The sequence below is a fragment of the Acinetobacter sp. YH12201 genome (assembly GCF_013418145.1).
Taxonomy (GTDB): Bacteria; Pseudomonadota; Gammaproteobacteria; order Pseudomonadales; family Moraxellaceae; genus Acinetobacter.
Genome location: NZ_VPCP01000072.1, coordinates 1 through 15,669 on the forward strand (window position 1 = coordinate 1; position 15,669 = coordinate 15,669).

A 15,669-nucleotide genomic window follows, 5' to 3' on the forward strand; every position below is an offset into this window, starting at 1 on the left:
CCCGGACTTAAATCCTATAGAAAAAATGTGGTCACGAGTAAAAATGATTCGCAATAAGTTTAGAGTTAAAGATATTGATAAATTGTTTAAAGATTACTGTAATGATTTATTTGGTATTTAGCTATATGTGATGCATAACGTTTATGCCATGGCAAGCAATGATGTAAATCAATAATTAAAGGATTATTTTTCATGGATGACTTCTTCATTATTGAGTTTGGAATTACGCATCCCGCGGTCTGGACTGACCCAGCGTGCGCGCTGGCCATTGCCGCGTAACAATACTTTAGGAAATGCCACGATACTGGCCGTCAGAGTGATCAGCCAGAATACAAAGGGATACCAGATCATCCAGAAGTAATTTTTGCCTAGCGAAGGTTCATAACGGCTGTCCATCCATTTGCTGATCGCAAACTGCAGCAGGCAGGTCACGCCCAAGAGCATGCCGGTGCCATAGGGTAAAAATGGTGAACTAATGCCCGATATACCCAATGGAACCACAAAATGGATTAACCAGAGGACGGCCATAAACAGCATCAAATAAGACCATACCAAAGTCAGCACCAGCTCACACAGCAGCGGCCATAAAAAATTCAGTTTCGGTTGAAACAGCACATCTATATTTTTAATCAGCACCTGTGCCCCGCCCATGGCCCAGCGTAGCCGCTGTTTCCACAAACCCTTGAATGTTTCCGGCATTAAAATCCAGACCAGGGCATTCGGTTCGAAGTGAATATTCCAGCCTGCCCGTTGCAGCTTCCAGGTAATGTCGATATCTTCGGTCAGCATGTCAGGTGACCAGTAGCCGACCTCATGTACCGCACTTTTACGAAAGGCAGTAATCACACCAGAAACGGTAAACAGCCGACCAAAGCTGCGTTGTGCCCGTTTAATCATGCCAACAATGGAGGAAAATTCTCCCACCTGAATACGTCCAATCAAAGTCGAACGGGTACGAATTCGCGGATTACCGGTGACCGCAGCCACGGTTTCATCCTGCAGAAAATGCCGTAACATCCAGGTCGCTGCATGCGGATCAAGCAAGGCATCACCATCAATGCCCAGAAGATATTCAGCATCGGTGAGCAAGCTTCCCGCCTGCAGTGCCATGGCTTTGCCCTGATTCTGTGCCAAATGCACTACACGCAATTTTTCATACCGGTCTGCCAGACGGTTTAACACGGCTGCGGTGTTATCGGAACTGCCATCATTGATCGCAATGACCTCAAAATTTGGATAATCCAGCGCAAGTGCATGACCCAATGTTTCTTCGGCATTATCACCTTCGTTAAAACAAGGTACCAGTACAGCCACCTTAGGATAATCAGGTAATGCCTCAGGCTGCTGATACGGCGGATCCTGTCGTTCTTTCCAGTAGAAAATCAGTGCACCGATCATCCATAAATACGACATAAATAATGGATAATAAAAAACAAAGTGCAATGCAGAATGCCAAAAATGCTGCAGCGTTGACATATGGAATTCCTTTAAGGAATAAGTTTGCTGGATTTCATATCAAAGGCTTTGCGTAACACGCCTGTATCTGGATAGTCCTGAATCGGATCATCCGGATAATACGCTTCATGCATCACCCCTTGGGTATATAAAGACTCAATGGTTCTGGCTATTTCATCGGAAGGAACACGTTGATTGGTTCGCCAGTTCACTGACTGCAATTCAAACACCGTTTTCTTTATGCCATTGGGATATTGCTTCACGCGATTAACAATGTCCCGATAAAAAGCATCGCTATCTGCGGCCTGCTCCATATAGGGCATTGCCATGATTGCAGTGAAGTCATAACGGTTGATCGACTGTTCCAGAGACTGTGAATACCAGTTTTCAGCATAAGGCCGCAGGGCAACCTGAGCATATAAATTGCGTGCAGTCAGCAAGAATGGATGATACTGACGGACTTCTTGCGCCAGTTGCATGGCAAAGTCATCAATGTATCTGGTTTTAAAGCCGGTCCATTTTTCCAGCTCGGCATCGTTATTACGGATTTTGGCCAGATCGGTCGGTAAGCCTATCGCAGCATAGGCTTTTAAAGCATCAGGGCTGGCATCTTCATAGTCCGATAAAGTGGTGTCATCGTGGAATAAAATGCCGTTAAATGGCACTGATTTGGCCAGATCCTGATAAATACCGGCAATGGTTTTACGCGCATCGGCAGAAAAAGGGCTTAAACGATGATAGCCCATATTCAGATGGTTGGAATCATCAGCTTGCTGGGTCACTACCACATCTTTGGACACCGGGTTATCTTTTGGTAATTCCCAGGCCAGTAATGGCATCCAGGCATAGACCCGGCTGACTTGGGTACGGGTTTGAATTTGCCAGGCAGCACGGTTAAACAGGTCGGCACGCATGGGCAAATAATGGTTCGGGAAATACACCATATCCGCAGAACCATTGGCATCCGGATCAGAAAAGGCTTGTAAATACACGGTATTGACTTTCATCGCCACAATCCGGTCAAGCAAGTGATCCAGATTACGTTCCTGCTGAATAGGATCTTTGTCGTAAATGTAATCCAGATCGATATGCATGATTTTTTGCGGACGGTTATTGTCGCCTAAATGTTGCTGGCGATTTTGAATTTCCTGAGCCAAATCTGCCGTGGTCATATTGCCTTCAATCAGAATACGGTTGAGCTGCCCTAATGAATCTTTAGCCGAATCTGCACCATCGTCCAGACTAATGGCTACAGGCATACCTAACTGTTTGGCAATTTTTACGGTTTGCATATTATAGTGACCATAGGGCCAAACCATCACACGAGGTGATTTCAAACCATGTGCAGTCAATAACTGGTTATTCTGCTTTAAGTCACCTGTAATCCGTTGCTGATAATGACGTTCGGTTTCATAACTGGCAGATTTAGGATCGTATAACCGTGTCACTGCCGCCGGTTCCATATTGCCCTGCGGATTGCCCAAGATGCCGCGATGCAGGTTATAGCTATGACTGGCAATTTCGACCAGACCACTGTCCTGCATCTCTTTCAATTCAGCCCAGGATAACATTTGACTACGCTGAATTTTCTCACCTGAAAAGTCAACGCTTTGACCTGCTTTAGGCTCTAGCCATGAACCCACGACCGCCAGCACCACGGGAATTTTATTGGCTTTGGTCACCGGATAGGCACTTTTATAAAATGATGCATAGCCATCATCCACCGTTAATAAAACCGGTTTGCTCGGCAAGCGATATTTCCCTTCGTGCGCTTTAATCAGCTGATCGACATTAATAAAATGAAAACCGTTATTTTTAAGCCAGCTGATATGTTGCTGAAACTGCTGGGTCGTTACCGAATAGTCAGGAATCAGGGCCGATTGTCTATCGGTAATTTCATGGTAGCCAATCACCGTAAGGGTGGGATTGCTGGATGGTAGTGTTTTACTCCAGGCTAAATGAGGCATCTGACATAAAACGGCGGAAAGAGAAGCAGAAAGCAAGGTGGACAGCAAGCGAGTCTTCATTGAATGGTGCTCAAAAAACATTTTATGCTCTGAACACGTAGCATCATTGATCAATAGAAAACTACCCTTTTCACGATTTACGACGTTCAGAACTCTGAATCTGTCTTTTTATCCAATCAAGCTGAAATGAAGCTTAAAAAATAATAATTTTTTGAAAATTAAACGTTTAAAAATAGAGGAACTGTGATTAAGATCATCATACTTTAACTGGCATGCCTGCTTTTTATTTTAGTCAAAAGAGCTAAAAAAAAAGCTTAAATATCCACAAAATTTAAACTAAGTTCCAGAGGGCTGATATTGATCCCGTCCGGCATCCTTGGCTGCATAAAGCTGGATATCGGCAGCTTTCATCAGTTCATGAATATCGCTATAGGGATGATTTCGATCCATCCATGCCACACCCATACTTAAAGTCACATACTGTTTTTGATCAGGCCGGTTTAAATGTTCAAATTGAGCATCTCTGACTGCATTTAAAACCTGCTGCAACACATTCAAGACCACTTGACTCGGAATATTATGCAAAATAATGGCAAACTCTTCCCCACCGTAGCGGGCAACATAAGCAGATTCAGGCAAGGCCTGCTGGATCAGCTTGACCAAATCTTGCAAAATTACATCCCCCTTCAAATGCCCATAGTAATCATTATAGTTTTTAAAATAATCTACATCTAACATGGCAAATGCCAGACTATAATGGGTATGATTTTGTGTCAGGGTAAATAATCGCTGAATTTCAGCATTTAAAGCCCGCCGGTTAAAAGCCCCGGTTAATGCATCTATTTGAATTTGTCGCTCTAGCTTCTGGTTCAGTTGATGTAACTGTGAAGTGCGCTCCTGTACTTTATGATCCAGAGAACTATTCAGCTCAAGTAAGCTATTATTCAATTGCTCAATATGCGAGGTATGCTGTGCATAGTTTTTTGACTGCTGAAACATAATCAGCAAGGCATAGAAACTGGTTGAAATAAATGAAAGATTAAATGAATCGAGTAAATTTAAGGTCAACAAGAAATCATGAAAAAAGGTCACACATAATAAAATTATCGCCCATACATTGACGCTAGAATATTGCTCTTTTGATTTCAGGGTCAGATAAAAACCATAGCCAAAATTTACAATGACAATCGGGCTAATGACTGAACTATAAAAGGCAAACCGCTGAAAGATTTCAGGCACAGTAAACAAGGTCACCATCATACCCATGATCAGTATGCACATCGCCACACTGTAAACAATCGGATGCAGATAACGCCGACTGAGTAAAAACATATAACTGATAAAAAAAGTGACTGCCAGATAAGTAAACAGATATTCTAAACGCTCTCCCCATAACCAGCTGATATTGGTAAAGGTGGTATAGGCATAAGGGGCTGAAAATAAATTATGCAAGGCCAGAAACAGAATAAAAACACCAAACACAAAAACCCGGATACTGCTGCGATTAATCACTCCTTGGAATACTGAAAACATTAAGGTAAACATTCCAATACCCAAGACTGCTCCACACACCAGGCCAATACTCATCATCATCTGCTGGAACTGGCGACCAATGGTTGTACCTATGCCTATCCGCATCGGATTTTCAAGACCACCATGCTGAGGATCAAAATTGGATGCCTGAATGGTGATGGTGAAATACTCTTTTTCCACCACAAAAAAGGCAATTTTAGGTGCATTTTCCGTTTGATGATGGCTTGGGTCTTTTCCAACTTCTCCTAAACGCAGTATAAAATCACCATTCAAGAACATTTTATAAGCCCCATATTGATTGGGAATAAAAATGGCTATACGGCGCCCTACAAATTGCTTAGGTATTTTAAAATGGCCAATAAATGTGCCATAAGTCTGGTTAGTTCCAGTGATTTCTTTAAAAGAGACTGGCAAAGTTACGCTAGTCGATTTTAAAACTGAACTGGGTTGGGTGATGAATTGCTCAGGATAATACTGCCATGTCCCCTTAAGAGGCGTAGAGCTATCTTCAGTAAACTGAACATCATTCAAGAATTTTTGATGTAAATAATAAGATTCGGGTGCGGCTTCATAAAGTGCCCAGACCTGCTTCTGCCCCAGACCTATGCATAGACATATTGCTAGAAAAAGTTTTAAAAAATGAATTAATTTCTGAATTTTATACAAAAAGCGAATCATCCTTAAATACGCTTAGCTATTTCTTAATGTAGTGGTAAAAAAATAAAATTCAAACTATTTTTCACCTATCTGCAAGATTCATCCTTGTCTCTTGCAGAATATTTTTTAACCGATAATCAAGGCGCACTTAATCACGTGTTTTTACGTCAAATAGTTCAATTTCAAAAATAAGGTTTGAATTGGCAGGAATAATTTTACCCATTTTACGTTCACCATAAGCCAGGTGTGCCGGCACCATTAATTTACGTTTACCACCGACTTTCATGCCCATAATGCCCTGATCCCAGCCTTTAATCACACGACCGGTACCAATCACGGTTTCAAAGTAGTTGCCACGGTCAATGGATGAATCGAATTTGGTTCCATCTTCCAGCCAGCCGGTGTAATGGGTCGTAATCAGCGCACCTTTCACCGCTTCTTTACCTTCACCTACTTTTAAATCGATAATTTCTAATTCATTTATCATGATCATTTACCTAAACTGAGCAGCAATTTTTCAATGCCTAGTATAACCGGATTTGGCTGCATGCTTTAGAATTTAAGAGGTATCCGTTCTTAGCTGTATTTAAAAGCTGAGCTCATGGATATTTGAATCATTCAATAAATAAGCCGTCAATTTTTTATGATTTTCATCTTTAAAAATCACCCCTGCCCGGACAAATCCAGCCCGGTCAGAATATTGGCAGGAACTCAGATGACCATAATCATGGTTCGAAGGCCGGCCGATTTGCTACGATATTCTCGCTCTGCACCAATAATTACCCCAATACCGAGGGCAATCAGCAAACAATAGAGATCCGGATACATATATTTTCCCTTTATTCATTTTTATTGTTTTCAGGTATAGGCAATTTTGTGATCAGGATGCAAGCTTAAGCCTGCAACCTGTATCTATTTATTGTAATTGTTCCCACTCCACCACGACTTGAGCGTGATCCCCAATCAAGGTCCATTCACCATCCATAACATTTAGCTGTAACTGCATAGTACGCTCGCATAATTGTGGCAAGGCATCAGTAGTCGCAGTAGAGAGTTTCCACACTTCGACATTGCTTAAGGTTTTTAATTTGCTGTTGCGTTTGTACCATTCATCTACAGCTGAGCCATAAGTAACCACAGCCACCTGCTTACAACGCGCACTGGCCTTTTTCACCTTATCTTCATCCGGACAGCCCACTTCAATCCATTTAATCAGTTGGCCGGTCAGATCTTTTTGCCATAACGCCGGCTCATTAGTTTCAAACAAATCTTTGGTAAACTCCAGAGCATCATCAGCAAAACGCGCATAAGCCAAAATACGCACCATCAAACGTTCAATGGTTTCTGAAGGATGCAAAGCCATAGTGAGTTGATAATCACCATATTGATGGTCATCCATATTGGCAATATTCAAATCTGCCTTATAAATTGTTGCTTTTAGCGCCATAAAAGAGTCCTCAAATTTGGCGCCTAGCATATAAGATTTGGGCGTATTTTGCTGAAATGTTTTTTAATCCTGATCTGGATTAATCTGGCACTGAAACAGTTGCTGTTCAAATAACTGCCAGTCATGCGGATGCTGCACAATAATTTCAATACGGTTATCCACGCCTTCTTCTACAGACTGATAGTTAAACTGCTCGGGATTAAAATTGAAGGTTTTCCAGCCCTGGTTGGTATTAAAAATCCCTTTAATCCGCAGCCACTGTTGCTGTTCACACAGTAAATCCAGCAAGGCATAAAAGTCGAATTGCCAGCGCTTGGGCAATTTCCATCCCGCTACACTATAGCCTTGTGCAGTTTCAACATAGTGATAAGGCAACTGTTTAATTTCTGGTAGAGGCTGTCCAGCTGAAAATGTTTTTTGGATTTTCAATAAAGGCTGAATTTTACGTCTGGTTCCCACATAAGGCAGGTCAATTTGTTGCAGAGGAATTTTATCTTGCCCACTCATCAGCCAGGTTTGCTGATAAGCCTGATATTCACGCTTTAATGCCTGCAAAGCCTGATCATCTGCAAAACTCATAGTATCCGCATGGGACACCACAATGATTTGTGCTGCTTTTAACTGATCGGCATATAAATTCTGCTTGCTCCAATCACTATCATGCAAACGGGAACCATCGACTACAGTCACCAAGGCACGCATGGCAATACTCGGCTGCCAGTGCGGTTCGGTCAGCTGTTCCAGCAATTGTGCAGGATGTCCTAGCCCTGTGGGTTCGATAAACAACCGGTCCGGTTTGCTTTCTGACAATAATCGCGACAAGGCAATCTGCATCGGTAACTGGCTGCTACAGCAAAGACAACCGCCCAATAGCTCTTTCACTTCATAGCCTTGGGTTTGCGGTAACAACTGCTGATCGACCCCAATTTGCCCAAACTCGTTCATCAACACTGCCCAGACCTCATTTTCTGGCTTCTGACTGAGCAAATGTTGAAGCAAGGTGGTTTTTCCAGCCCCTAAAAAACCAGAAATAATATGAGTCGGTACAGCTTGAGTAGGAGAAATCAGTTTCAAAATCAACTCGCTTTCAGATAGATATAATCAGTTCATCAGTGAGCACAACTCACCCACCCATACGGATCATGATGATGCTCACTTTCATTTTTTCCGTACTGTATAGTAAAGCATCCAATTTATTTTGAATCCGTCATCATTCAATTTTATTTTTTGACGTTTTTAAAATCTCACTGCAAATCATTCACTCCATGCTGTTGTATCCAAAGCAGGATTAAGTCAAAAAGCGGAATGAGGTAAACCCTTGCGCTTTTTATGTTTAGCAAATATTTATATATGATAGAAAAAAATGATCATTAAGCCCGAAAACCATATAGTAGACAATCTAAATAATTATTTATTTTCAATATTTTAAATAATTATATGTATTTCCGCTGTTTTGTTTTCATTCAACATATCTACTATGGCATAGCTTGTTTAGACCCTCAAATTCACCGTTAATACGCTTAAATGTGAATTGATTGAATGGGCATTCGCTATGAGCAACAAAACAAATTACACCACTGAAGTGGCAATCTTGGGCGCAGGCCCTGTGGGTTTGACTATTGCGAACTATTTAAGTAAACAAGGCATTCAGGTCACTATAATCGAACAACTGGACAGTTTGATTGATTACCCGCGTGCGATTGGTATTGATGATGAAGCATTGCGTACTATTCAGTCACTTGGCTTAGTGAATCAAGTTTTACCGCATACCACACCAAATCATGCCATGCGTTTCTTGACGCCTAAAGGTCGTTGCTTTGCCGACATTCAGCCATTGACTCGTGAATTCGGTTTCTCACGCCGCAATGCCTTTATTCAGCCTCAGGTCGATAATGTCTTGCTGCAAGGTTTGAACCAGTATGAAAACACTCAAGTACTGTTTTCACGTCAACTGGGCGAATTTAGCCAAGATGCCAACGGCGTAACGCTTAAAATTCAAGATAAAAACCAGAAAGAAGAAATTGTTCAGGCAAAATATTTAATTGCATGTGATGGCGGTAACTCAATTGTACGTCGTACTTTAAATATTGGTTTTGATGGTAAAACCGCACCAAACCAATGGATTGTAATTGACATTGAAAATGATCCTTTGGCAACACCGCATATTTATCTATGCTGCGACCCGGTACGTCCGTATGTATCTGCTGCCCTGCCTCATGGTATTCGCCGTTTCGAATTCATGGTGATGCCGGGTGAAACTCAAGAAGAGTTAAGCAAACCGGAAAATATTGCCAAATTGCTGTCTAAAGTATTGCCTAATGCTGAAAATATCGAAGTAATCCGTCAGCGTGTTTATACCCACAATGCACGTATTGCTGATAAATTCCGTGTTGACCGTATTTTGCTTGCCGGTGATGCTGCACATATTATGCCAGTATGGCAAGGTCAGGGGTATAACAGCGGTATGCGCGATGCCTTTAACCTGGCTTGGAAAGTGGCATTGGTTGTTCAGGGCAAGGCGACTCCAGACCTGCTTGATTCTTACCAGATTGAACGTAAAGACCATGCTAAAGCCATGATTGATCTTTCAGTGATGGCAGGTCATGTACTTGCGCCACCGAAAAAATGGCAAGGTTTCGTGCGTGACGGTATTGCCTATGCATTGAATTACATCAAGCCAATTAAACAGTATTTGCTTGAAATGCGTTTTAAACCGATGCCAAAATATCATGACGGTGCTTTGCTGGCAGACGGCAAGAAAGAGTCTCCGGTCGGCAAGATGTTTATTCAGCCGCAAGTGAAACTTGAGTCGGGTGAACAAGTTTTACTGGATGAGGTGATTGGCAACGACTTTGCCATTATTGCCTGGGGAGTCGACCCTCAATGGGGCATCTCGGATGCCACTATGCAAGTCTGGAAAAAATTAGGCATCAAATTTATTCAGGTCATTCCCGAAGTTCAGTTTGGCAATGAAAACCGTAAGCAATTTGACGGCGTGATTACCATTGGCGATATCGGCACCGATATCCGTACATGGTTTGGTAAAACATCTGACTCGGTTGTTATTTTACGTCCTGACCGCTTTGTGGCAGCTCTGGCGATTCCACAAACGCTGGATCACGTGAGCCAACAGCTGTTTAAAAAGCTGCATGTAAAATAATACAGATATAAAAACACATTGACTGAATCATATTCAGAGGCCTGACCACGCGAAAGCGTGGTCTTTTTTTATTTTTCAGTCATATAAATCTTTAAATTTAAGGTCAATTATTAGACTTCTTCCATACATCATTTTAGAAACTAAAAATTGTTCGTAAAACCAAAATTGAAAATAAATTTTAGTCAATATCAGATTCATGAGTGTGGCATGGATGCCACACGTTTCCCATCCCTTGCGCTGCATTTTAAAGCAGTGCTTAAAACTGGCTAAGGAGGTCGTATATGTTAAATAAAAGGTTTTTCCTGCGGACTCACAATATATTTTGAGATCCTCATTTTGACCTTTCAAAAGTAGAGAGATTGCCTACGAGAAGGTAAAAAAATTAAATCAATCAAATGAGGCTGTGCTGATTTAAAAAAATCTAATAGTGAATATTTTTGATTTATGAAAGATATCTATTATTTAAGTATTTATTTTCTGCAACCATGGTACACCTTTCATTGAATCACGCTGGGCCAGCAGCTGAATAAACGGCTTGAACTCATCCAGATAAGGCAATATTTTGAGAGAGATGGCAAAAATCACCCAGTACCCCAGAAATAAATCTGCTGCTGAAATTTTATCACCCAGCAAGTACGGATTTGCTTCTTGCATACCCTTTTTTAGCAATGCCAATACGCTCTCTTCATGACCAAAGGTCAGGCTTCGTTTTCTTTGCTCAATTTGCTCGTCCGATACGCCTAGCCCTTTTAAATCCATAAACTCAGTCAAAGGACCATGCGCAAAAAACATCCATTTCAGATAGGCACCACGCTTGGGGTCATCCAGGGCAGGCGCCAAACCTTTTTCCATATATTTATCTGCCAGATAAGTAAATATGGCCGCAACTTCAGAAATCACTACGCCCTGATCGACCAGACAGGGGACTTTTCCCATGGGATTAATAGTTAAATATTCAGCCTGATGCATATTTTCATAGGGCACGTTTATCTCTTCAATCTGGTCTTCTATACCCAGCTCTTTTAATAAAAGCATCACGGTCATGCCACGCGACTGAGCATTGTTATACAGCTTCATCATTTTAATTCGACCTCTGTTGTTATTTTAGTTTTTAAGTATAAAGCGCTTTGATTATTTGTTGCTGATGATTATGCGATACATTCACTCGTTAACGATGCTTTTTATCGCTTTAAAAGCATCGTGCAATATCAAACAGTTATTTTAAAAAAAACCCATATAAAACTGTTCTTTCAAGATTTTTAAAATCAGTTCAATCAGCTCATTTTTTTGCCCTTTACGATAACTGGCATACAGGTTAATCATCGGTAAAGGCTCAATAGTATTTTTCACGATAATTTTATCGCCCAATAGTGGGATCACATAAGCCGGTACCAGGCTCCAGCCTACGCCCATGCCGACTAAATTGACATTTAACAGAATATTGGTCGAGTGCTGTACGACGTTGACATCCAGTTTAGCCTGCTTAAAGAAATCGGTAATAATCTTGTACAACTGCGGTGAAGCATCTTCGTCACTAATGACAAAATCCTGATGATTAAAACTCTTGATACTAATATGACGCTGCTCGGCAATCGGTGAATCCTTCGGCACGATTAAAGCCAACGGCTCACTAAAAATCTGTACATGCTCCAGCTCATCCGATTCATCGACATAGCGGGTAAAGGCAATGTCAATATCACCTTTTTTTAAGGCCTTCAGCTGGTTGGCATCGGTCAGGCTATGAAAGTTGATTTTGATGTCGGGAAAATGAGCCCGTATATTCGGCATGATATAGGGAAAAATTTTCATTTCTGCCACAGGGACAAAGCCAATATTCAACTGGTCTTTGCTCAGGTTGGCAATTTTCCGCGCAGCATCAATCGCCTTTTCTGCATGCTCCAAACTCAGCAGCGCTTCTTTCAGAAATACTTTTCCCGCTTCAGTCAACTCAACTTTACGGTTGGATCGAATCAATAACTGAACACCCACCTCATGTTCCAGATCTTTAATCTGCTGGCTCAAAGATGGTTGTACCGTACACATGCGCTGTGCCGCCTTGGTAAAATTCAGTTCTTGTGCAACTGCAACAAAATAGCGTAAATGACGTAATTCCACGTGCCGGATCTCTCTTTATTTAGGTTGCTTCAGTGATGCCGAAACTGTGTATTTATAAACAAATAAAGTCAGCACAGTAATTACAGCACAGAATAAATAACTCAGTTGATAACCATAATAGGCAATCATCAATCCCAAAATGACTGAGCCGATTGCCATGCCCAAATCAAACAGGGTAAAGAATGTGGAAATGGCATGCCCCATACGCTGTTTTGGCACAGACTGAATAGCAATGGTTTGAAAACATGGAAACAGTGAGCCATAACCAATGCCAATAAATATAGCAGATAACCAGAGCAGCCATTGATTGGAGATCAGACTGACCACGACCAGGCCTATGGCAAAGAAAATAAAGGAAGGATAAATGACTGCACTGGCACCTTTACGGTCATAAATTTTGCCTACCCATGGCCGCACTACAATCATGGAAATGGCGAAGACAATAAAAAATAGGCTGGTATACGCGAGCAGAGCTTTAGATTCGCTATAAGCGGTAATGAAACTCATAATGCTGGAATAGGCAAATGCAGTCAGCAAGGCAACAAAGCCAATCGGTATAGCACGTGTTTCAATAATGTCATGCCAACCCAGACGGTTTTTTTCTTGAGTCTCAGCCGTGAAGGCAACCTTGTCCTGCTGTTGTACCGGAATGATTAAACAAAAAATAAAACCCAGACTGATCACAGCGGTTAATAGTGCAAATAGCATCTTAAAATCAGTAAACTGCAGCACGGTCAAGGCAATTAAAGGCCCAAATACCACAGCAAGATTGGTCGACATGACAAAATAGCCCATGCCCTCGCCCTTACGCCGATCTGGAATAAAATCATTTGCTATGGGCACGGTGACCGTAGTTAATATGCTAAACCAGATACCATGAAGAAATCGGATCAACAATAAGGCCCACATACTGTCGGCAAATAAATAGCTAAAAGCAAACAGTACAAACAGCAATTCCGAGCCGCGAAAGGCAATTTTTTTGCCTAATTTTTCCACAATCAGTCCGGAAAATGGACGAACTGCAATTGAAGAAACCAGAAATAGGGTCAGTGCCAAGCCTGCTTCCTTCACCGTCCCGCCTAAATCCTTCATGATGTAAATTGGCAGAATGGTCAATAAGGCATAATAATAGGTAAATAAAAACAGGTTATTGCATAGACACAGGATAAACGAGCGATTCCATAAACGCCCAGGGTTTGTCGCAGACATAATGACCAACTTAGCGGTAGCTTATTGCTACTTTCGAACCAGAACAGGCTGCATCACCAGACTTACAAGATTGTGTATGTAAGTTTCATCTGGCATGCAATTAAAGAAAATAATCTGATAATGAATCGGCCCATACAGCGTATCCAGCATCAGTTCAAACGGGTAATTAGCAATAATTTCATTACGCTCTATGGCGAGTTGAATCAGCTTGCGTGTCTGCTCACGACGCGGTAATAAATACAGCCTAAAAAACTCACCGGCTGCTTCACGATGCTCGGCCATGACCACCAGCAAGGCCCGTCCCAGAGGATGATTTAGCGCGAGGGACAATTTTAAAAGCTGCTGATTCAGATTGAATTCCAGACTCTGCTCGAAGTCCAGATCAAACACCGAAGCGGTGTGCTCCTTAAAGGCATCAAAGACCAGATCAGATTTATGCTTCCACCAGCGATAAATGGTCGACTTGCCTACCCCTGCACGTGCGGCAATGTCTTCTACCGTTAAACGGCTGTAATCATCTTGTTGCAATGCAGCAGTCACCGCATTCAAAATACATTGCTTACGACGCGAAGTTTTTTCTAGCTCAGTCATTCGCCACCAAAACGAAACGATACGTATCGTTTTATATTAGGCTAATTTTGGCTTCCTGTACAGGGCTGATCTTTTCTTTAAAATTAAAAAAAGGACCGCTTCAAAGCGGCCCTTTTCATTCAATACCTATTAGCATTGCGAGGTTTTTTTATAAATACTGCATGAAGGATGATGGCTTTCTTGCAAGCGCGCCACTTTACGATGTTCAGCCGCCTCAAAACGGCAACGTTTCCAGTCATTGTCCAGATTTAATGGCGGAATCTGTTTCGGTTTACCATTTTCATCCACGGCGACCATGGTGAAATAACAACTATTGGTATGACGTACGGTACGTTTTTGAATGTTCTGCGCTTCAACACGAATCCCGATTTCCATTGAGGTACGACCGACATGGTTGACACTGGCAAGAAAAGTCACGAGTTCACCAACATGAATCGGTTCTTTAAAATTTACTTTATCCACCGATAAAGTCACCACATAACTGCCTGAATAACGGCTAGCACATGCGTATGCAACCTGATCCAGTAATTTTAAAATTGTTCCACCATGCACATTTCCTGAAAAATTTGCCATATCAGGAGTCATTAAAACTGTCATGGTTAGTTCAGACTGATCATCTAATGCTGGAGCAATTTGATCTAATGGGGACATCGCGTTCTCTAGATTCTTTTACAGACAATAGTATAAGGAAAGATTATATCGTTTTTCTGGGCAATAAAATGTCGAAATTGCCAATAAACCCATCATTATTATTTATAGTAATTTTGCCATCATTCAAAAAAATATATATCAAAATGATCAACTCACTGACATATAAGCATTTTTCTTATAGACTGATTTTAATAGAATATTTGTTCTAAAAATTAGATTACAAAAATATGGCCAGGTATTTTAAATACATATATTGTGGTCATGGTCTGAATAGGCAAGGATAAAACAAAAGTTTAATCCATTTGAGCATAGTTGCCATTGTTAACCTGTCATCTCAGACAGATTCAATCGATGCCTTCAGATAAAATCAAGCGCTGACATCACGCAGCATTTCTTTAGAGATATTGCCGTAGCTCAACACATTTTGCTGGTCGATTTGAGTCTCAATACAATAGGTACCATCGGTATTTTCTGCAATGACGGTAAATACCAGATTTCCCATACTTGCCATTTTGACTTTTTGGCCTAGGGTAAACTTTTCTATTTTCATACTGTTGCTCTGCATTTAATCATCCTTACAAAAATATGTTTTTATGACTATTTCAACAACATCCAGTGTAGAGCGTTTTTATTTACCGGTAAACTTAAATCATTGAACAAAAAACATTAATATAAAACTCATATCGTATGAAAGCTTTAGTCACTTAGTTTATTTTATTGAATAATTTCAATTAATTAGTTTGTCTTTATAATAGAATTTCCTCTGTACACGACAAATTTCATAGGATCCTTGTCCTATCAGGCTTTTTCTTTCTTAAAATTGCTAGCACTTTCTTAAATTCTTCTTTTTTTCCAAAACCAATCAAACGTAGAATAGCCATTTG

The 15,669-nt window shown here is 41.1% G+C and carries 14 protein-coding genes; 1 reads left to right on the forward strand and 13 read right to left on the reverse strand.

What is annotated here, in order from left to right; all coding sequences use genetic code 11:
* Positions 1 to 183: 183 nt before the first annotated feature.
* The 7 genes from pgaC to FTU91_RS12895 all read right to left on the reverse strand — a co-directional run bounded on the left by pgaC (position 184) and on the right by FTU91_RS12895 (position 8,133).
* Positions 184 to 1,476, reverse strand: coding sequence for a poly-beta-1,6-N-acetyl-D-glucosamine synthase (pgaC, locus tag FTU91_RS12865; protein WP_180082361.1), 1,293 nt, complete (start codon positions 1,474 to 1,476; stop codon positions 184 to 186).
* Between the two features lie 11 nt (positions 1,477 to 1,487).
* Complete coding sequence (gene pgaB / locus FTU91_RS12870) at positions 1,488 to 3,482, reverse strand: poly-beta-1,6-N-acetyl-D-glucosamine N-deacetylase PgaB (protein WP_180082362.1); 1,995 nt, start codon at positions 3,480 to 3,482, stop codon at positions 1,488 to 1,490.
* A gap of 276 nt (positions 3,483 to 3,758) precedes the next feature.
* On the reverse strand, positions 3,759 to 5,630 hold the full coding sequence (locus FTU91_RS12875) for a diguanylate cyclase (protein WP_368856216.1): 1,872 nt from the start codon (positions 5,628 to 5,630) through the stop codon (positions 3,759 to 3,761).
* 130 nt (positions 5,631 to 5,760) lie between these two features.
* The gene (locus tag FTU91_RS12880) at positions 5,761 to 6,099 is read right to left on the reverse strand and encodes an FKBP-type peptidyl-prolyl cis-trans isomerase (protein ID WP_086176864.1); all 339 of its coding nucleotides are present in this window, start codon (positions 6,097 to 6,099) and stop codon (positions 5,761 to 5,763) included.
* Positions 6,100 to 6,323: 224 nt separating this feature from the next.
* The gene (locus FTU91_RS16660) at positions 6,324 to 6,440 is read right to left on the reverse strand and encodes an MgtC/SapB family protein (RefSeq protein WP_227609451.1); all 117 of its coding nucleotides are present in this window, start codon (positions 6,438 to 6,440) and stop codon (positions 6,324 to 6,326) included.
* Between the two features lie 88 nt (positions 6,441 to 6,528).
* Positions 6,529 to 7,059, reverse strand: coding sequence for a YaeQ family protein (locus FTU91_RS12890; protein WP_180082366.1), 531 nt, complete (start codon positions 7,057 to 7,059; stop codon positions 6,529 to 6,531).
* 63 nt (positions 7,060 to 7,122) lie between these two features.
* Positions 7,123 to 8,133, reverse strand: coding sequence for a GTP-binding protein (locus tag FTU91_RS12895; RefSeq protein WP_180082367.1), 1,011 nt, complete (start codon positions 8,131 to 8,133; stop codon positions 7,123 to 7,125).
* A 478-nt stretch (positions 8,134 to 8,611) separates the two neighbouring features.
* Between FTU91_RS12895 and FTU91_RS12900 the strand changes: the two genes are divergently transcribed.
* Positions 8,612 to 10,219 carry a bifunctional 3-(3-hydroxy-phenyl)propionate/3-hydroxycinnamic acid hydroxylase gene (locus FTU91_RS12900; RefSeq protein WP_180082368.1) on the forward strand — a complete coding sequence of 536 codons (1,608 nt, stop codon included), beginning with the start codon at positions 8,612 to 8,614 and terminating at the stop codon, positions 10,217 to 10,219.
* A 462-nt stretch (positions 10,220 to 10,681) separates the two neighbouring features.
* Here FTU91_RS12900 and FTU91_RS12905 read toward each other — a convergent pair whose 3' ends face one another.
* From FTU91_RS12905 to FTU91_RS12930, 6 genes are all read right to left on the reverse strand, one after another.
* A complete protein-coding gene (locus FTU91_RS12905) occupies positions 10,682 to 11,296 on the reverse strand; it encodes a glutathione S-transferase family protein (RefSeq protein ID WP_180082373.1) in 615 nt (204 codons plus the stop codon).
* A 144-nt stretch (positions 11,297 to 11,440) separates the two neighbouring features.
* Positions 11,441 to 12,334, reverse strand: coding sequence for a LysR substrate-binding domain-containing protein (locus FTU91_RS12910; RefSeq protein ID WP_180082369.1), 894 nt, complete (start codon positions 12,332 to 12,334; stop codon positions 11,441 to 11,443).
* A 15-nt stretch (positions 12,335 to 12,349) separates the two neighbouring features.
* Entirely contained in the window at positions 12,350 to 13,543 is a 1,194-nt protein-coding gene (locus FTU91_RS12915; RefSeq protein ID WP_180082370.1) for an MFS transporter, read from the reverse strand.
* A 27-nt stretch (positions 13,544 to 13,570) separates the two neighbouring features.
* On the reverse strand, positions 13,571 to 14,134 hold the full coding sequence (locus FTU91_RS12920) for a TetR/AcrR family transcriptional regulator (protein WP_180082371.1): 564 nt from the start codon (positions 14,132 to 14,134) through the stop codon (positions 13,571 to 13,573).
* A gap of 129 nt (positions 14,135 to 14,263) precedes the next feature.
* Positions 14,264 to 14,785: an acyl-CoA thioesterase gene (locus FTU91_RS12925; RefSeq protein WP_092818769.1), complete on the reverse strand. Its 522-nt coding sequence runs from the start codon at positions 14,783 to 14,785 to the stop codon at positions 14,264 to 14,266.
* A 367-nt stretch (positions 14,786 to 15,152) separates the two neighbouring features.
* Positions 15,153 to 15,350 carry a hypothetical protein gene (locus FTU91_RS12930; RefSeq protein ID WP_180082372.1) on the reverse strand — a complete coding sequence of 66 codons (198 nt, stop codon included), beginning with the start codon at positions 15,348 to 15,350 and terminating at the stop codon, positions 15,153 to 15,155.
* Between the last annotated feature and the right edge of the window lie 319 nt (positions 15,351 to 15,669).